This is a genomic window from Flavobacterium sp. GCM10022190 (genome assembly GCF_042656445.1).
In the GTDB taxonomy this organism is placed as follows: Bacteria; Bacteroidota; Bacteroidia; order Flavobacteriales; family Flavobacteriaceae; genus Flavobacterium; species Flavobacterium nitratireducens.
Map to the genome: position 1 here is coordinate 144,298 of NZ_JBHSOQ010000002.1, position 18,794 is coordinate 163,091.

At 32.1% G+C, this 18,794-nt stretch carries 14 protein-coding genes and 1 tRNA gene; 4 read left to right on the plus strand and 11 right to left on the minus strand.

What is annotated here, in order from left to right; genetic code table 11:
- Positions 1 to 49: 49 nt before the first annotated feature.
- Positions 50 to 123: transfer RNA gene (locus ACFPTQ_RS07665), tRNA-His, on the plus strand.
- Positions 124 to 458: 335 nt separating this feature from the next.
- Here the strand turns inward: ACFPTQ_RS07665 and ACFPTQ_RS07670 are convergent.
- From ACFPTQ_RS07670 to rsfS, 11 genes are all read right to left on the minus strand, one after another.
- Positions 459 to 1,208, minus strand: coding sequence for a shikimate dehydrogenase family protein (locus ACFPTQ_RS07670; protein WP_379775911.1), 750 nt, complete (start codon positions 1,206 to 1,208; stop codon positions 459 to 461).
- On the minus strand, positions 1,208 to 2,605 hold the full coding sequence (locus tag ACFPTQ_RS07675; RefSeq protein ID WP_278036454.1) for a tetratricopeptide repeat protein: 1,398 nt from the start codon (positions 2,603 to 2,605) through the stop codon (positions 1,208 to 1,210). Before ACFPTQ_RS07675 ends, ACFPTQ_RS07670 begins: the two co-directional genes overlap by 1 nt.
- Positions 2,606 to 2,729: 124 nt before the next feature.
- Positions 2,730 to 3,923 carry an aspartate aminotransferase family protein gene (locus tag ACFPTQ_RS07680; RefSeq protein ID WP_379775913.1) on the minus strand — a complete coding sequence of 398 codons (1,194 nt, stop codon included), beginning with the start codon at positions 3,921 to 3,923 and terminating at the stop codon, positions 2,730 to 2,732.
- A gap of 127 nt (positions 3,924 to 4,050) precedes the next feature.
- Entirely contained in the window at positions 4,051 to 5,682 is a 1,632-nt protein-coding gene (locus ACFPTQ_RS07685) for an OstA-like protein (RefSeq protein WP_379775916.1), read from the minus strand.
- 173 nt (positions 5,683 to 5,855) lie between these two features.
- Positions 5,856 to 6,632: a superoxide dismutase gene (locus ACFPTQ_RS07690; protein WP_379775918.1), complete on the minus strand. Its 777-nt coding sequence runs from the start codon at positions 6,630 to 6,632 to the stop codon at positions 5,856 to 5,858.
- 14 nt (positions 6,633 to 6,646) lie between these two features.
- The gene (locus ACFPTQ_RS07695) at positions 6,647 to 6,907 is read right to left on the minus strand and encodes an acyl-CoA-binding protein (protein ID WP_379775921.1); all 261 of its coding nucleotides are present in this window, start codon (positions 6,905 to 6,907) and stop codon (positions 6,647 to 6,649) included.
- Positions 6,907 to 7,557 carry a phosphatidylserine decarboxylase family protein gene (locus ACFPTQ_RS07700; RefSeq protein ID WP_379775924.1) on the minus strand — a complete coding sequence of 217 codons (651 nt, stop codon included), beginning with the start codon at positions 7,555 to 7,557 and terminating at the stop codon, positions 6,907 to 6,909. Before ACFPTQ_RS07700 ends, ACFPTQ_RS07695 begins: the two co-directional genes overlap by 1 nt.
- Complete coding sequence (locus ACFPTQ_RS07705; RefSeq protein WP_379775926.1) at positions 7,547 to 8,437, minus strand: phosphatidate cytidylyltransferase; 891 nt, start codon at positions 8,435 to 8,437, stop codon at positions 7,547 to 7,549. Before ACFPTQ_RS07705 ends, ACFPTQ_RS07700 begins: the two co-directional genes overlap by 11 nt.
- Before the next feature lies 1 nt (position 8,438).
- Complete coding sequence (locus ACFPTQ_RS07710) at positions 8,439 to 9,041, minus strand: lactate utilization protein B/C (protein ID WP_379775928.1); 603 nt, start codon at positions 9,039 to 9,041, stop codon at positions 8,439 to 8,441.
- Positions 9,042 to 9,150: 109 nt separating this feature from the next.
- Positions 9,151 to 11,076: an ATP-dependent zinc metalloprotease FtsH gene (ftsH, locus tag ACFPTQ_RS07715; protein WP_379775931.1), complete on the minus strand. Its 1,926-nt coding sequence runs from the start codon at positions 11,074 to 11,076 to the stop codon at positions 9,151 to 9,153.
- 17 nt (positions 11,077 to 11,093) lie between these two features.
- Complete coding sequence (rsfS, locus tag ACFPTQ_RS07720) at positions 11,094 to 11,465, minus strand: ribosome silencing factor (protein WP_026715516.1); 372 nt, start codon at positions 11,463 to 11,465, stop codon at positions 11,094 to 11,096.
- A gap of 96 nt (positions 11,466 to 11,561) precedes the next feature.
- Between rsfS and ACFPTQ_RS07725 the strand changes: the two genes are divergently transcribed.
- From ACFPTQ_RS07725 to ACFPTQ_RS07735, 3 genes are all read left to right on the plus strand, one after another.
- The gene (locus tag ACFPTQ_RS07725; RefSeq protein WP_379775934.1) at positions 11,562 to 12,290 is read left to right on the plus strand and encodes a biotin--[acetyl-CoA-carboxylase] ligase; all 729 of its coding nucleotides are present in this window, start codon (positions 11,562 to 11,564) and stop codon (positions 12,288 to 12,290) included.
- A 326-nt stretch (positions 12,291 to 12,616) separates the two neighbouring features.
- Entirely contained in the window at positions 12,617 to 14,302 is a 1,686-nt protein-coding gene (locus tag ACFPTQ_RS07730) for a sodium/sugar symporter (RefSeq protein ID WP_379775937.1), read from the plus strand.
- A 214-nt stretch (positions 14,303 to 14,516) separates the two neighbouring features.
- The gene (locus ACFPTQ_RS07735; RefSeq protein ID WP_379775941.1) at positions 14,517 to 18,575 is read left to right on the plus strand and encodes a hybrid sensor histidine kinase/response regulator transcription factor; all 4,059 of its coding nucleotides are present in this window, start codon (positions 14,517 to 14,519) and stop codon (positions 18,573 to 18,575) included.
- Positions 18,576 to 18,794 lie beyond the last annotated feature (219 nt).

An 18,794-nucleotide genomic window follows, 5' to 3' on the forward strand; every position in this document is an offset into this window, starting at 1 on the left:
CAACTGGAATTCTGTTGTATCTTTGCCACCGCAAACAAGCAAACAAATGGTGGTTGTAGCTCAGCTGGTTAGAGCATCGGTTTGTGGTGCCGAGGGTCGTGGGTTCGAACCCCATCATCCACCCAAAATTCAAAAGCCTCTTCGAAAGAAGAGGCTTTTTTTGTGCCTTTTGTTTTCTAGATTTTTTTTTTTTTTTTTTTTTTTTTTTTTTTTTTCATCCATAAATCATGATTTCTAATGTTTCTAAATTACGATTGTTATAATTTTTTAAATTGTAATTTAAATCGGAATAGATAGTTTTAGCTGAATTCCTTTTGAATATAACGTACAATTAAAAAATCCCATTTTGAAATCATTTTCAAAATGGGATTTTTTAATGCTTTGATGAAATTGTTTATTCCTTTTTTAAGCTATTTTTTTATGCTCTAATACATCTGAAATGTGCAGACATTGATTTTTTATTTGTTCCAGATTTCCCAAGCTTTTTCCGCTTGAAAAATAAGCATATCAAGACCGTTTTTTATTTGAGCGCCTTTTGCTTTAGCGTTTTTTAAAAATTGTGTTTCGGCTGGATTATAAATCAAATCGTATGCGATGTGTTTTTCTGTAAAAAAATCATATGGGATCTCTGGGCAAGCTTCGATATTTGGGCTGGTCCCAATAGGTGTGGAATTGATGACAATTTGGTATTCCTCAAAAGTAGCAGCTGTTATTTGGCTATAATCAATTGCTTTTTCGGAAGCTTTTCGAGATACAAAAACATATTCGATACTTAATTCTTCCAGAGCAAAAGCCACTCCTTTAGAAGCGCCTCCTGTTCCTAGAATCAATGCTTTTTTATGATGTTCTTGTAGTAAAGGACTCAGGGATTTTAAAAAACCATAATAATCGGTATTGTAGCCTTTTAATTTTCCTTTTTTGGTGAATTTAATCGTGTTTACAGCACCGATTTTAGCGGCTTTTTTAGATAATTTGTCTAAAAACGGAATTACCTCTTCTTTGTAAGGAATGGTAACATTTAAACCGCTTAAATTTGCTGTGTTTTTAATGATTTCAGGAAATCCGGAGATTTCCTGAATGTCAAAATTTTCATAAGTATAGCCTGCGTAATTTTCTTTTTCGAATTTGGTAGTAAAATGTCCTTTTGAAAAGGAATAACTGATATTACGCCCCAGTAGTCCGAAGCGCTTTCTTGTATTTTGGGTCATTATTGTTTGTTGTGTTTTTCAATATAATTCTGTACCATTTTTTTCTCCCAAACAACAGGAAAAAGGTCTTCGATGATGATATAGTTGTCGAAATTCAGTCGGAGCGCATTGCTTAAGTGAATTTTAGCTTTTCTATCATCGTTAATCATAAAATAAAGACCAGCTAAACGGTATTCTATTTCACTTTCTTCCGGATAATAATCAGAAGCTTGTAACAAGGTATGAATAGCGGTTTCAAATTCGCCTAAGAATTGTAAAATGTCTACCCAAAATAGCCAAGTATCTAATTCTGTATCACCAAATTCGACTGCTTTTCTAAAACCAAATTCAGCCTCTTCAAAAAAGTTCATTTGTTTGTTAATATTCGCATATCTTTTCCAGTACAAGCTGTTTTGATTGTCTATTGCTAAAGCTTTGTTGACAAAAAATAAGGCTTTTTGAAAGTTTTTTTCATGTAAATAAAAATCCGTAATTGCAATCCATCCTTTGTCTAAAAGAGGATCTTCGTGAACGGTTTCGTTATAGAATTTAAGAGCTAACACTTTATTGCCTAGTTTTTCGTAGCATTTTCCAATACGAAGTAAGGCATAGGATGTTGGATCTTCTAATTCGATAGTTCTATTATAACTTTCAATAGCTTCCTCAAATTTCCCTAAACGTTCAAGGGCTTTGGCTTTTTCCATAAAAGCGCCTAAGAATTCATCGTCTATAAGAGTAGCATAATCAAAGGCACGAATAGCTTGCTCGTATTCTTTTAATCCATAATGTAAACGTCCTTTTTGATGCCATGCAATTTCACTATAGGGATTGATTTCAATGTATTTATCCAAATAAAGGATAGCATCTTGATTTTGGTCTAAAAACTCAAAACAGTACACTACATTATACAGTGCCGATTGGTCTTCGATGTCTTCTTCCAGACATTTGATAAAGTTTTCTTTGGCCAATTCTAAATTGTCCATAAATAGGTATTCCATTCCAATTAAATTATACACATCGGCATAATCATCGGTGTACTGTAAAGCAATTTTTAGAAATTCAACGGCTTTTTCATGCTGATCTCTTTTTGAGCAGATATTTGCCTTTTGAATATAAATTTCTTCATTGTGCGGTTCAATGGCATATAGCTCGTTGAGAAGTTTCTCGGCTACATCCAGTTTGTCATCATAAACTAGCATTTCAACTTGAACGAGTTTTAAGCCTGTAGACTTAGGGTGTTGGTCTAATGCTAATTTGAGCGCTTTTTTCGCTAAAGCGGCCTTACCTGTATCGAGATAGTGAAGTATGATTTCTTCAAATTCTTCAGAGTCAAAAAAGAGCACTTTGTTGGTTTTCAACATAGACTCAAATTTGGATAGAGATAAGTTATAATCTTCTTCTTCGTTGCTTAGTTGCATACTTCCTGTTTTTAGAATTTGGCCTACCTTAAAGTTAGGCATCCTTTGTGTTTTATCGAAGAAAAAAATGAATTATTGTGAACAATTTAATTAACAAAAGAAACAGTGTTTATTCGAGCGATTGCTATTTTTTTTGAGAAGCCATTACTTCATCCATCACTTCTAATAGTATTGCGCATCCCTCGCGAATTTCTTCATTAGAAATTGTTAAAGGAGGAGTAATTCTAATAGCACATCCTTCAAAAAGGAGCCAAAATAAAATGAGTCCTTTGTCTTGACATTTTAATATTACTTCATTTGTGATTGCGGCCTCGGCAGTCATAGCCGCCAGCATCAATCCTTTTCCTCTAACTTCCTGTATCAAAGGATGTACCAAAAGCGATCGAAAGAGTTTTTCCTTCTCTAAAGCTTCTTGCATCAAGTTTGTTTCAGTTAATTCTTTCAATGTTGCTAGACAGGCTGCCGCAATGACAGGATGTCCGCCAAAGGTGGTAATGTGCCCTAATTTAGGATTATCAGTTAATAAATCCATCATTGCCGATGAAGCGGTAAAAGCACCAACAGGCATTCCGCCTCCCATGCCTTTTCCCATGGCAATTATGTCAGGAACAATATCGTAGTTTTGGAAACCAAATAGTTTTCCAGTTCTTCCAAAACCAGGTTGGATTTCGTCCAGAATTAATAAAGCTCCTACTTCAGTACATCGAGCGCGAACTTTTTTCAAGAAATCATTTTGTGGTTGAATAAATCCGGCGCCTCCTTGAATGGTTTCGAGTAATACACCAGCGGTTTTAGTAGTTATTTTTTCTAAATCGGCTTCATTGTTAAACGTAATAAAGTCTACATCTGGAATTAATGGTCGAAAAGCTTGTTTTCGTTCCTCAAATCCCATAACACTCATAGAACCCATAGTGTTTCCGTGGTAGGCATTATAACAGGAAATCCATTGGCTTCGACCAGTTACTCTTCGGGCTAATTTCAAGGCTCCTTCAATTGCTTCGGTGCCTGAATTCACTAAGTAGGTTTTGTCTAATGGCGCAGGTAGGAGTGAAGCCATGAGTTTGCAATATTCTACAGCTGGACTTTGCGAGTATTCGCCATATACCATCACATGTGAATATTTGTCCAATTGGTCTTTAATCGCTTGATTGACTCTTGGAGGTTGATGTCCTAAAGTACAAGCTGAAACTCCAGCAACAAAATCCAGGTATTTTTTATTATTAGTGTCGTATATATATGAACCAATGGCGTGTGAAACTTCCATTCCTAATGGGTAAGGAGAAGTTTGTGCTTGGTATTTTATAAAATCCTTATTCACTGTTGTTAGTTTTTTACCGCAAAGTTTGCAAAGTTTTTTCGCAAAGTTCAGGAAGTTTTTTTACTTTTTGATACAATTTGGATTTAGTATAGTATTCTGTTTTCTGCTTTCTGAAACTGAAAACTGCCTACTTCTTTTTCTTCTTTTTATCGTAATTCAATGTTTCTTTCCTGATTTTCATTGGAACGTTTTTCTTGGCAGCGTCTTTTTTAGTATCAGCAATCATTTTGTCGTTGTATTGATTCTCTTCTTCTGGAAAGATATCGTCTTTAGATTTTATTCGTTCGTCAGCCCGCCATTTGAAGCCTTTAAATTTTCTTTCGTATTCGCTAAGTTCTTCTTCAGGATAGATATCTCCATCTACTTGTTGAAAAAACGTTATGGTTTCAATAGCATTTTTGTCGAAAAGAATACTGATTTTACTGCTTACATTTTTATTGATTCCAATGAGTTCCTTGTCATCATTTCGCATGTAATAAATGACCTCGGCGTTTTTAACAATGTCTACATCGTGGAGTTTACCTTCTTCGAATTTGCCATAGAGGTTCATTCCTTTTATTTGATTGTAGCCAGTTCCTAATGTGTCTTTGGAAATGATAAAGGTGTTGTTAAGTACTTTTAAGGAATCGAGTTTTTCTGTTTTTTTATTTCCTATGAGGTGCATAATATCGCCAGTAATTTGACTTTCTCCATTCCATAATATTGGGTTGCCTATGAGTTTTGTCAGAGCGATTTTGGTGCTAGAATGTATGGAATCACATTTTCCGCTCATATCTGTTTTAAAGAAACGAACATTATTAAACGCACGAATTATTCGGTCGCCTTCTTTACCCGTTACCATTATTTTTTTACCATGAATATAAACCGAATCATTTTGAACGAAATTTACAGCTAATGCTCTTTTAGTAACAAACATGGAGTCTTTTTTCTGGAATATTTCGGCATAATGACCTTTGACGATACCACGATTAATCGAATCGGTAATTTTTACATTTCGCGTAGCCGAAGCAAATTCTTTGTTACGATCATAATACAAACTATCACCTTGAATCAATCGATCATTGTATTTGATATATGATTTTCGCAGAAAATGGGCTAGATTTTTCTTCGTATCATAAAAGCCCTTTTCAGTATAAATATAATTGTTTTTGCTGGTTATGGTTGAAGGTCCAAAAAGATAGGAATGCCCTGAATTACTATAATAATCAAGATGATCTGATTTAATAACATATTTAGGATTCGTAATGGTTACCGCAGTCAAAAACTGAAATTTCTTTTGAGCTACATAATATTTTCCAGAATTACTCTCTAAAGTATTTTCATTGTTTATAATTACTCCTTTTGTATTGTAAAATGCTTCTTGGGTATTACGATCAAAATTAATTGTATCTGTTTTTAAAGTAGAGTCGGGTGTGCTTAAAACAGCATCTCCTGTAGCGAATGCTTTTTTTACATTTCCGTTGTACTCGGCATATTTACTGTTTAAATAAAGAGTGTCTCCTTGAACTAATTGAACATTACCAAAAGCTTTAATATAGTTTTCTTTTTGAAAATAGTAGGCTTTGTTACAACTTAAAACGGCACCATCGTGATTTACGACCACATTTCCAGTTAATAAAAAAGCGTCTGGCATTTCTGCCTGATTAACATCGGCAAAATCAGAATGTTCAATGATGATTTTTTTAGGAGCTTGTGCATTTACTTGTATTAAAGTAACAAAAAACAAACTAAAACAGATGAAAAATAGCGATTTACTCAAGGGTGTATATTTTTGTCAAATTTATAAAAAAGGACGCAAACCCAATAAATATTACTGTTTATTTATGATTTTGATAAGAGAGTTTTATTTGTAGTAATGTTGTTGATTACAACAAAAAATGCCGACGGTTATTTTAAAATAAGGCGTCGGCATTTTATTGGTTTGAAATTATATCAATACTGTTTGATAAATGAGTTTTTGTAATTTTCATTGACATTATTCCAGTCAATAATAGCAAAAAAAGCATCAATATAGGCTTTTCGACGGTATTGGTAACCCAAATAATAAGCGTGTTCCCAAAGGTCTAATGCTAAAATAGGTGTTCCTGGTACAGCGGCATTTCTCATTAAAGGATTGTCTTGGTTTTGTGTACTGGTAATTTTTAGTTTTCCAGCTTTGTCTACAATTAACCAAACCCAAGCTGAACCAAATTGTAAACTTGCTTCTTGTATGAAAGCATTTTTAAAGTCGTTAAAAGATCCAAAATCTCTATCAATTACTGATGCGATAGTGTCTTTTGGTGTTCCTCCGCCTTTAGGGCCAATAGATTTCCAGTATAAGGAGTGGTTATAAAATCCTCCAGCATTATTTCTTAATTCAGTATCATTTATATCAAGTTTGGCTAAGATGTTTTCAATAGACATATTTTCGTATTCCGTACCAGCTATGGCTTTGTTTAGATTATTGGTATACGATAAATAGTGTTTCGAATAATGGACTTCTAATGTTAAAGGCGATAGAGAAGGCGCTAAATCATCATAGTTATAGGGCAGTTTGTCCAATAAAAAAGAGCCAGGGTCTGCTTTTACATCATCTGGAAAACCAATAGAGATTTTTTCTTCAGCTGTAGGAAGTGGAACCTCGACAACTTCAGTTAGTTTTTTCTTATTGCATGAAACTAAAAAACTTAAAAAAAATAGGCTTGCTGTAGTAAAGAAAAGCTTTTTCATGAATTGTATTATTTTCAAAGCGAATTAATGATTTCAATATAGTTTTCTTTGGCTTCATCTACCGAAAGATGACTGATTTGCATCCAAGCATTTGTTTTAAAGGCATCTCTTAGATGAAAATTAGAAGTTTGTCTAATTTCTACTGTACCTATTGTTGCTTGTTTGTAAAAGGCATAAAGTCTTAGCTGTACATCTTGAGGTAAAGATGCTTGAGTCATTTTTGAAGCTTTTTCAACCGCTTCGTTAAACCGAGTATCTAAATCTTTTTGAGTCATTATTTTTTTGCAATAACAGTTTTTCCTCCAATTGCTTTTTGGTTTAAAACTACATCTACTGGAGTTCCTAAAGGTAAAAATAAATCTACTCTGGAACCAAATTTAATAAAACCTGCATCAGTACCTTGTACTACCTGCATTCCTTCTTCCGCATAATTAACAATTCGGCGTGCTAATGCACCAGCAATTTGACGGTATAAAACAGCTCCGAATGTGTTGTTTTCAACGACAACAGTTGTTCTTTCGTTTTCTTCACTTGCTTTTGGATGCCAGGCCACTAAGAATTTACCAGGATGATATTTACTAAATTTAATAATTCCACTCATGGCATATCGAGTTACGTGAACATTAATTGGCGACATGAAAATAGACACCTGTAAACGTTTGTCTTTGAAATATTCACCTTCGTATACTTCTTCGATAACAACCACTTTACCGTCAACTGGAGCAAGAATTTGATTTTCGTTTATAATCAAAGGTCTTTTAGGGTTTCTAAAGAATTGTAATATGATAACTAAAACTAAGAAAGCAAAGAGTTGAACTAGCATTCTTAGCCATTCGATATCAATAAATTTATCAGCAAGTAATAATACTGCCACGGTAAAAACCGAACCTAAAAAAATAGATGGAATTCCTTCTTTATGAAACATAATTTAAAATTTGGTAAAATAAAAATATTATTGGTGCTACAAATATAACACTATCTAGTCTATCTAGTACACCTCCATGACCAGGCATAATGTTTCCACTGTCTTTTACTCCAGCAATTCTTTTGAATTTGGATTCTATTAAATCTCCAATGGTTCCAAAAATACCAACAATAGCTGCAATTGATGTCCATATTAAAATGGATTGCTGACTGAATTCTGGTTTTGGACTAATGTAATATTTGGAGATTAAATAACCAGTAAAAATGGCAAAAATGATACCTCCTAAAAATCCTTCAATTGTTTTTTTAGGCGAAATGCGTTCGAGTAATTTATGTTTCCCAATTGATTTCCCAACGATGTAGGCAAAAGTATCATTGGTCCAAATTAGAAGGAATAAACCAATGATGATTTTGGGGTTGTAATCTTTGATACCAAATGAAATTTTAGTTATAAAAACAAATGGTAGTGTTATGTAACCAAATAAATAAAGGTATTTAGAAGAAGTGCTAATTTTTTGAACACTGTCGTAAAAAAGAAAGAGAATGCATTTTACTGAAACTACTAGTGTGGTTGCTAATAAAATGATGTTAAGTTGTTCGATGTTTACCGTGATTTCAATGTTTGTACCTAGATAATCATTGATAGTAGTAGTGGTTAGTGTATTGTAATGACTAATAAGGGTAATAGTTGTATATACTAAGAATGCAGCAATTAACGGAAGCACTTTATTTACTTGCGTTAGATTGCAAAATTCAGAGATAGCAATTAGTAAAAAAATACCGAAAAGGATAAAAAAACTTTCGGTTGAGAATAATATAGAAGCTAATAATAATACAATGTAAATAGCGCCTGATATTGATCTTTTTAGAGTTTCATTCATTTTAAAGATCTTCTAAAAGCAATAAATAAAGATTTTTTGCGGAGCTTCCATATTGTGTGAAGTCTTCTTCTTTAGCTTTTTCAAAATATTTTATAGCAGTAATATTGGTAGGGTAGTCTCTTTCGTATTTCTTTTTAATTGCACTAAGACCATCACTTTTCATTGCAAGTATTTGACTTGTTGTAGCCAAAACAACTATGTTTGTTGGTAGTTCGTTTGGTTTATGTTGCTTGATTTGTTTAGATGAAAATAGGATAGAACCTTCTTCAGCAATTAAATTTTCACAACTTGAAAGTAAGAATTTTGGGCTTGTAGGCTTATTATAAACTAGTTTGTTTTCGTCTAACAAATAAAATAACTTAGTATCGTAACATAGTACTTCACTTTCGAACCAATCGTTTTCTTCTAAAATATTTTCAAATTGATCCTTAACTTCTTGATCATTTTCACAGTAGATAAATTTACCTCCATTTTTTTTGAAATTGTAGATAAAACGCTCGTCAACAGAGATGTTGCTATCAGAAAAAAAGTTGTTGTTTTGGCTTTCTTTTTCTTCATCTGAAGGTGAAACACTAGATCCAAAAAGTTTTCTAAAAAGACTCATATTTTGTAAGGTACTTAATGTTTTATTGTAACCGTTCAAAGATAAAAAAATCTTAATTCAAAACGAGGTTTTGAATTAAGATTTTAAATTATTTATATTAAGTGTCTTATTAAGAGACTGTTTCTTCAAGATTTTTGTCAAAACTTCTTTTTCCAAAAATAGCTTCTAAATCGTCTTTAAAAATAACTTCTTTTTCGATAAGAATATCAGCAAGTTGATTTAATTTATCTTTGTTTTCTTCTAAGATTTGAATAGCTCTTTGGTATTGATTTTCAATTAATAAAGAAATTTCTTTATCTATAATTTGAGCTGTTTCATCCGAATAAGGTTTCGAAAAATTATATTCACTTTGTCCTGTTGAATCGTAATAAGTTACATTGCCTATTTTTTCATTCAGTCCGTAAACCGTAACCATTGCTCGGGCTTGTCTTGTTACTTTTTCTAAATCACTTAACGCTCCAGTAGAGATTTTGTTGAAAGTAACTTTTTCGGCAGCACGTCCTCCCATAGTTGCACACATCTCATCTAGCATTTGCTCAGTACGAACAATTTGCCGTTCCTCTGGCAAGTACCAAGCAGCACCTAAGCTTTGACCTCTAGGAACAATGGTTACTTTGATTAGAGGGGCAGCGTGTTCTAACATCCAACTTACAGTTGCGTGTCCTGCCTCGTGAATGGCAATTGCTTTTTTCTCTTCAGGAGTAATGATTTTATTCTTTTTCTCTAATCCACCTACAATACGGTCAACTGCATCAAGGAAATCTTGTTTATCAACTGCAGTTTTGTTATTACGAGCGGCTATTAATGCGGCTTCATTACATACGTTAGCTATATCAGCTCCAGAGAAACCTGGTGTTTGTTTGGCTAAAAAGTCTAAATCTAAACCTTCTACTTTTTTCAAAGGCGCTAAGTGAACTTTGAATATTTCGGCACGTTCACGTACATCTGGTAAATCAACAAAAATTTGTCTGTCAAAACGTCCTGCACGCATTAAAGCTTTATCCAAAACATCGGCTCTGTTAGTTGCAGCTAATACAATAACGTTTGAATTAGAACCAAAACCATCCATTTCGGTTAGTAATTGGTTTAAAGTATTTTCTCTTTCGTCATTGCCTCCGGAGAAATTATTTTTACCTCTAGCGCGTCCCACAGCGTCAATTTCGTCAATGAAAATGATAGCAGGAGATTTTTCTTTAGCTTGTTTGAATAAGTCACGTACTCTTGAAGCACCAACTCCTACAAACATTTCTACGAAATCTGACCCTGAAAGTGAGAAAAAGGGAACTTGAGCTTCTCCGGCAACCGCTTTTGCTAATAATGTTTTTCCTGTTCCAGGAGGTCCTACAAGTAAAGCGCCTTTTGGGATTTTACCTCCTAGGTTTGTGAATTTTTCAGGATTTTTAAGGAATTCAACAATTTCTTGAATTTCTTCTTTAGCTCCTTCTAATCCAGCTACATCTTTAAAAGTGGTTTTAACATCGGTTTTTTCGTCAAAAAGTTTCGCTTTTGATTTTCCAATGTTGAAAATTTGCCCACCGCCACCAGCGCCACCACCAGACATTTTACGCATGATAAAAATCCATACTGCTATGATAATGATTACCGGAAGTAGGCTAATAATGATATCTGACCAATTACTAGCTTCTTTAAAATCGTAATCAACCAGTTTTTTTTCTTCTTTGGCTTTGTCTAATTTTTCTTGAAATGATTTTAAATCACCAAATTTTGTGGTGTAATGTGGGCCTTTATTAGGGCGATCAAAGATGTCTTTTGCCACCTTTTTGTTAGAAGGGTCTTTTAATCCTTTTTCTGAAAGGTAAATTTCGGCATCTTTATTATTGAAAATAATAACATTTTTTATGTCTCCTTTGGCTAACATGTTGTCAATGTTAGACGATTTTAGCTGAGCTGGTTCTTGTAAGTTAGTACTACCCGTAACAAAGCTTATAAATAAGAAAATAAGTAAGATGGCAGTATAAACTAACCATGGACTTATTCTAAATTTGTTTGGGTTTGGATTGTTGTCTTTTGCCATTATTTTTTATCTTACTTTTAGTATTTGTTTGCAATTGTAGTAATTTTTGCATCTCCCCACAAACTTTCGATATTATAATATTCTCTAATTTGTTTTTGGAAAACATGCACCACGATGTTTACATAGTCCATAAGTACCCATTCGGCATTGTCGGTTCCTTCAACATGCCAAGGTTTGTCTTTTATTTCTTTGGAAACTATTTTTTGAATGGAGTTAACAATTGCGTTAACTTGGGTATTTGAATTTCCGTTGCAGATAACAAAATAGTCGCAAACTGCGCTATCTATTTCTCTAAGATCGAGAATATCTATATCATTTCCTTTTACTTCTTCTATTCCTTTGATAATGTTTGCAAGCAATGCATCATTATTTACAGTCTTTTTTGCCATGAATTATTTTTATAATAAGTGTGTAAAGTTACCATTTTTTGTGATTATTTTTGAACCTTAACATAATATTAAAAAATGTTACAAAAATAATTCCTAATGAAACTTATCAAACTCGATGCCATAGACTCTACTAATGATTTTTTGAAAGCCCTGTCTGCTTCTCAAGAATTAGAGAATTTTACTGTGGTAACTGCTGAAATCCAAACTAAAGGAAAAGGACAAATGGGAGCGGTTTGGAATTCGGAAAAGTCTAAGAATTTGATAATGAGTGTTTTTGTTAAGGATTTATTGTTGAATGTAGAAGCGATTTATCTGCTTAATATTGCAACTTCGTTAGCGATAATTCAAGTGTTGAAGGATCAAAAAATTAATCATTTAAAGATAAAATGGCCTAACGACATTATGTCAGATAATTTTAAATTGGCTGGCATTCTTATTGAAAATAGTTTCAAAAGTGATGGCTCTATAACGTCTATAATAGGTGTTGGTTTGAATGTAAATCAAACTAATTTTGAGAACCTTCCTAAAGCATCCTCTATGGCAGTTGTGTCTAATTCCTATTTTGATAAAGATCAATTAGTAGAGTTAATCGTAAATCAATTGAAAGAGAATATAAAATTAATTGGTTCTCATTCTCAAAAATTGTGGGCAGAATACATGGATTTACTTTTCAAGAAAGGGATACCTATGCCTTTTACTATAGGTGACAATAAACCTATTATGGGGATAATTACAAGTGTTACTAAACAAGGAAAATTAACGGTACTTCATGAAGATGATAGTCTAGTAGATTATGGTCTTAAAGAAATACAATTGTTGTATTGAATTAGGTAATCAAGATTGTATTCTAAATTAATTTATTTTAAAAAAAATCATCTTTTTTTTATTTCTAAATGCTTGTTGTGTAGTGATTTGTGTTTTTTAAAAAGTTAAATGTTATTTGAACACTTAAAAACATGATGGAAATAAGTATTTTTATTTTACTTTTGGATTTCGTTTTTCGTAAAAAATAGAACATAATAAAATTAATGTTTAATTTTTTATGGGTAAAATTATCGAAATTCGTAAGCTTTACAAGCTTAAAATTTAAGTCTTGTTAAAAGTATTGTGTATTAATCTAACAACCAATTAATAATTTAAAACTTTTTTTTATGAGCTCAACTCTCGGATTTGCAGATTATGCAGTCTTTATAATTTACTTTTTAATAGTATCTGTTTATGGATACATTGTTTATCGCAAGCGCGAAAAAAACGAACACGATGCTAAGGCGTATTTCTTAGCCGAAGGGACTTTGACATGGTGGGCTATTGGAGCTTCATTAATTGCTTCTAATATTTCTGCAGAGCAGTTTATTGGGATGAGTGGAGAAGGTTTCTTCTTAGGAATTGCAGTTGCTGCCTACGAGTGGGTTGCTGCTATTGCTTTAATTATTATTGCGATTTGGTTTATTCCTGTTTATTTGAAAAACAAGATTTATACCATGCCACAATTCTTAAAAACAAGATACAATGAAACTACAGCATTGATTATGGCTGTTTTCTGGTTGTTTTTATATGTTTTTGTAAACTTAACTTCTATTTTATATTTAGGAGCTGTAGCGATTAACGGATTGGCAGGAGGAGAATATCTTCATGTGATTATGTTAGGTTTAGCGGTATTTGCTTTGATCATCTCTCTTGGAGGTATGAAAGTAGTGGCCTATACAGATGTTATTCAAGTAGCGGTGTTGATTATTGGAGGTTTAGTAACTTCTTATATTGCTTTGACAACAGTAGGAGAATATTTTGGAGTAGGAAAAGATGCTATTGCAGGATTCAATGTATTAATGAAGGAAGCACCAGAGCATTTCAAAATGATTATTCCACGTCCAACAGCTACTTCTACACAATTAGAAATTGATAAATACCTTACTTTCCCTGGAATTTTATCTTATTTAGCAGGTATCTGGATTATCAACTTGAACTATTGGGGATGTAACCAATACATCACGCAAAGAGCACTTGGCGCTGACTTAACTACAGCTCGTACTGGAATTTTGTTTGCAGGATTGTTAAAATTATTAATGCCTGTAATTGTAATGTTACCGGGTATTGCTGCTTATGTTTTATACGAAGGAGGTCATTTACCACAATTAGTAGGAGGAAAAGACGGTGCTTACTCGGCGATGTTGACATTTTTGCCTACAGGATTAAAAGGATTATCAGTGGCAGCATTAACAGCAGCTATTGTAGCTTCGTTAGCAGGTAAAGTGAATAGTATTTCTACGATTTATACTTTAGACGTTCATAAAAAATACATTCAAAAAAGTGCTTCAGATAGAGCTCAGGTAAACATTGGTAGATATGCTGTTTTTGCTTCTATGGTTCTTGCAGTATTATTTACATGGAATGATGTTTTAGGAATTGGAGGAGTAGGAGGATTTACCTATATCCAAAAATATACAGGATTCATTAGTCCTGGAGTATTTGCTATGTTCTTCTTAGGGATGTTCTGGAAGCGCACAACAGGAACTGCAGCTATTGTGGGAGTATTAGCAGGATTCTTATTATCAGTATTGTTTAATGAATATGCACCAGCATTGTTTGGAAATGAAACGTTCTTATATACTGCTTGGCCAAATGGGAAAGGTGGATTTGAAATTCCATTCCACATTTGTATGGGATTATCATTCATGTTCACTATGCTTTTAATGGTTGCAGTGAGTTTCGCAGGACCAAAAGTGAACCCTAAAGCTTTTGAATTAGATACTGAAATGTTCAAAGTAAAACCACAAACAACAGTATTAATCATCATTACTTTATTAATTATCGCAGCTTTATACGTGAAGTTCTGGTAAGATTACAATAATAGTTTTAAATGCAAAAATGTGGAGTTGAATTTGTTCGACTTCACATTTTTTTTTGATAATTATTTACAAACAATAGTTTTTATTGAATTGTCTTATTTAAAAACTATAAAATTGACGTGTATTTTGTTTTTTATTTGATTAATTTTATCACTGTATTAAATTAATTTGAATAAATACCAATTGACATCCTAAATCAATTATTTTGAGATATTTAACTTTATTATATACACTTCTTTTTTCTTCGATTGTAGGTTTTGCTCAAGAATATTCTATACGTTTTTTAGATGTTACTGACGGTATATCTAATAACTCAATCACAACTATTTATCAAGACAACGATGGCTATATGTGGTTTGGTACCTACGATGGTTTAAATCGTTACGATGGATATACATTTAAAACATTTAGGAATGAGATAAATAATCCAAATTCCTTATCCAATAACACTATTTATTGTCTGGAAGGTGATGAAAAAAGACAAATTTGGATAGGAGGAAATAAAGGAGCAAGTGTGTATGATAAGTCCAAATCATTATTTTATTCTGTAAAGTATAAATTGGATTCGGATGAAAAAGAGATTGTTTTGAAGGATGAAGTGCACCAAATAAAGTCAGTTTCTAAGGAAATGGTTTTGTTAGCGGCTCAAAATTCAGGATTAATTGTTTTTGAAAATAATTCGCTTAGAGGAATTACGGTTCCATTATTTTTAGGTTCTAAAAAACTATTAAATTATGATGCTTTAACCATTCAAAAGGATAAGAAAGGTCAATTTGCATGGGTTTATGTAAGAAATTTAGGGATTTGCAATTTTGATTTTAATACAAAAAAATTGAAGTTAGTCGTTCCTTTACTTTTTGATGTTAAGTGTTTTGAGGCAGATAAAGACGGTAATTTATGGATTGGTACAGATGAAGGTCTTTTTTTGTTTAATACTACTTCGTTGAAAATTTCTCCAAATTATTTTTCAAATAAGTGTATCGTAACTAATGTACATGTAGATAAGAAAAATAATATTTGGATTGCGACAGATGGCTGCGGCTTATATTTATTGGATAAAAACCTTAATAAAGCTGTACCATATAAGAATGAATCATCACAACCAATTGTTAAAAGTAGCGCAATTTGGAGTATATATGAAGATTATACGGGCAACATTTGGCTAGGTACATTGAGAGGAGGAATAAGTATGCTTAGTGCATCGCCTAAACATTTTAAAACCATAAAGTATATTTCTAACGACTATAATTTAGCTCAAAATTTTATTTTATCAGGTTGTGAAGATAAAAATCAAAACTTATGGATTGGTACCGATGGTGCAGGATTGCGTTATTGGAATCGAAAAAATAATAGTTATACGGTTTATAAAACCAATTCAGGCAATGCAATTTCAAGTAATTTTATAACCAATGTTATATGTGACGCTAATGATGAAGTCTGGTTGTCAACTTGGGCTGGAGGGCTCAATAGAATCGATCCTAAAACAAACAAAATAACCCATTATTCTTGTTTTAACCCTTTTACTAAAAAGGTTGAGAAAAATGTTTGGGTAGTGTTTGAGGATTCTAAGAAAAATATTTGGGCAAGTACAACTAATGAAGGTTGTTTGTATTTATTTGATAGAAGTAAAAATGTATTCACATTATACGATAAAAGGATCACTAATTTACAATGTTTGACTGAAACCCGAGATGGAAAGATTTGGGGAGGAAATTATTCGTCAATAATTTGGTTAGATAAAACCAATAAAAAACATGGTAAAATTACTATAGGATATCCTGTTCGATGTGTATTAGAAGATTCTAAAAAACAATTTTGGGTTGCTACACAGGAAGGTGGATTGTTAAAATTTAATAGAAAAAACAATACTTTTCATAGGTATACAACAGCTGACGGATTGCCTTCAAATACAATCTTGAGGATATTAGAGGATAAAAAAGGGAACTTATGGATGAGTACCTATAACGGCTTAAGTAGATTTGATACTAAAAGTAATGTTTTTCAAAATTTTTCGAAAAGTGATGGTTTGCAAAGCAATCAATTTAGTTTCAATGCCGCATTAAAATTGTCAACTGGAGAGTTGTTTTTTGGGGGAATAAATGGTTTTAATTTGTTTTACCCAGAGAATATTAAAAATACACTTACTCATGCTAAGATTCTTCTATCTGATTTAACAGTCAATAATGAACCTATTGAATCCAAACCTAATTTAATTACAGCTTGGACTAAAAATCAGCAAATTAAAGAAATTACATTGCCTTATGATCAAACTTCTTTATCCATTGAGTTTGTAGCTTTGAATTATTCAGATTCTAATAAAATTAACTATGCTTATTTTTTAGAAGGTTGGGATACACAATGGAGTACAATAGGAAAAAATAGAAAAGTTAATTTTCCTCGATTAACAGAAGGGGTTTATAATTTTAAGGTCAAAACATCTGATTTTAATAATAATACTGATGTTTCAGAAACGTTAGTCCGTATTGTTGTTTTACCTCCTTGGTATAGAAGTTGGTGGGCATTTTTTCTCTATTTAGTTTCAGGAATCCTTATTGTTCATAGTTTTATACGATACAATAAACATCAGGAGCAATTAAAATTTAAAATTAAAATAGCCGAATTTGAACGAGAGAAAGAAAAGGAAATTGCCGAAAAGCAGTTATCCATGTTTACCTATATTTCTCATGAATTTAGAACTCCATTGTCTTTAATTATAAATCCGTTAAAAAAAGTTTTAAAGAGGGAGGATGTTCAAAAAAATAATTTTAGTAATGATTTAAAGATTGCTTTTAGAAATGCTAGACGTTTGTTAAGTCTTGTCGATCAGTTATTGCTTTTTAGAAAGGCTGAGAATGACGCAGATATGCTAAAACTTTCTGAAATCAATATGAATGATTTGGCAAAGGAAGTTTACAGTTGTTTTGTAGTTCAGGCACAAGAGAAAAATATTTCATATGATTTAGATCTTCCTCAAAATGAAGTCTTTATTATTGGAGATTATGAAAAGTTAGAAATTTCATTATTGAATTTAGTATCAAATGCATTTAAATATACTCAAGATGGAGGAAGTGTAAAAGTGCAATTGAAAGAAAGTGATAATCAAGCTTTTTTAATAGTTGAAGATACGGGTCATGGAATTGCATCTGCTGATATTGAATTGATATTCGAAAAATTCAATCGAATAGACTCGAAAGTTTCTGTTAGTACTGGATTTGGTATAGGCCTTTTTATTGTTAAGTATTTTATTGATAAACACAAAGGAGTAATTAGCTGTGAGAGTGAATTAGGAAAAGGAAGTTGTTTTACTCTAGCATTATTAAAAGGAGATGAACATTTTAATGACATACCTATTAGTTCGGCAACACCTAAGATGAGTGGGTTAGTTGAGGAGCTTTTATTGGATGAAGTAGATGGCAAGGACGAGACTAATTCAGAGCAAATTGAGGCTAAGTTGAACAAAGAAATGCTAACAGAAAAAAGATCGGTAATAATAATAGATGATAATACAGAAATTCGAAATTATTTAGTTGATTTATTTTCGGTTAATTTTATAGTTTATAGTGCCGTAAACGGAGAGGAAGGTTTAAGAGGTATTAAGAAATTCATGCCAGATATTGTTATATCAGATATTGCGATGGACGTTATGAATGGGTTAGAGTTATGTAGAAAGATAAAAGAAGATGAATATCTATCGCATATTCCTGTAATCTTATTAACGGCATCTAATAATCCAGAAACGCATTTGCAGGGTATTACTGATGGAGCTGATGATTACATTACCAAACCTTTTGATGATGAGTTGTTAATTGCAAGAGTAAACACGCTATTAAAAAACCGAAAAAATTTAAGAAATTATTTCTTAGATAGTATTACATTAAGGGAAAATGAAAATAAAGTACCTGCAGAATATCAAGAGTTTTTAAAGAAATGTATCGAAATTGTTGAAGCCAATATTGGGAATCGAGATTTTACAATTAAAACTTTTGCAACCGAAATAGGTATGAGTCATCGAAGTCTGTATGCTAAAATAAAAATTATTTCAGGTGAAACTTTAAATGCCTTTATTCGATCCATACGTTTGAGAAGAGCAGCAATGCTTTTGTTAACAGAAGATATGAATATAGCTGAAGCAAGTACCATAGTGGGATTTGAAGATCAAAAGTATTTTAGACAGCAATTTGTAAAACTCTTTGGTATGACTCCTTCAGCATATATAAAAAAGTATAAAGATTCGTTTAATAAAGATATGAATGTTATCAAATAGTTTTTAGCTAATTGTAAATTCCTTTAGATAAATAAATTAAAGTTTGAAATCCTAATATTGTTAATACATGTTAGGATTTTTTTGTGTATAATTAAAAAATACAGTTTAATTTTTGGATATTATATAAATACAGCGTTTTATTTTGTTAAATAGTTTTTTTTAACAAATTTACCCTTGAAGTTTGCGATTTTCACCTCTTTTTTATTCCAATTTACCCCC

What these genes read in the sequence shown, in the direction of transcription:
- ACFPTQ_RS07670 (WP_379775911.1), bottom strand. Translation starts at nt 1,208, where the DNA reads ATGACCCAAAATACAAGAAAGCGCTTCGGACTACTGGGGCGTAATATC.
- ACFPTQ_RS07675 (WP_278036454.1), bottom strand. Translation starts at nt 2,605, where the DNA reads ATGCAACTAAGCAACGAAGAAGAAGATTATAACTTATCTCTATCCAAA.
- ACFPTQ_RS07690 (WP_379775918.1), bottom strand. Translation starts at nt 6,632, where the DNA reads ATGAAAAAGCTTTTCTTTACTACAGCAAGCCTATTTTTTTTAAGTTTT.
- ACFPTQ_RS07695 (WP_379775921.1), bottom strand. Translation starts at nt 6,907, where the DNA reads ATGACTCAAAAAGATTTAGATACTCGGTTTAACGAAGCGGTTGAAAAA.
- ACFPTQ_RS07700 (WP_379775924.1), bottom strand. Translation starts at nt 7,557, where the DNA reads ATGTTTCATAAAGAAGGAATTCCATCTATTTTTTTAGGTTCGGTTTTT.
- ACFPTQ_RS07705 (WP_379775926.1), bottom strand. Translation starts at nt 8,437, where the DNA reads ATGAATGAAACTCTAAAAAGATCAATATCAGGCGCTATTTACATTGTA.
- ACFPTQ_RS07710 (WP_379775928.1), bottom strand. Translation starts at nt 9,041, where the DNA reads ATGAGTCTTTTTAGAAAACTTTTTGGATCTAGTGTTTCACCTTCAGAT.
- ftsH (WP_379775931.1), bottom strand. Translation starts at nt 11,076, where the DNA reads ATGGCAAAAGACAACAATCCAAACCCAAACAAATTTAGAATAAGTCCA.
- rsfS (WP_026715516.1), bottom strand. Translation starts at nt 11,465, where the DNA reads ATGGCAAAAAAGACTGTAAATAATGATGCATTGCTTGCAAACATTATC.
- ACFPTQ_RS07725 (WP_379775934.1), top strand. Translation starts at nt 11,562, where the DNA reads ATGAAACTTATCAAACTCGATGCCATAGACTCTACTAATGATTTTTTG.
- ACFPTQ_RS07730 (WP_379775937.1), top strand. Translation starts at nt 12,617, where the DNA reads ATGAGCTCAACTCTCGGATTTGCAGATTATGCAGTCTTTATAATTTAC.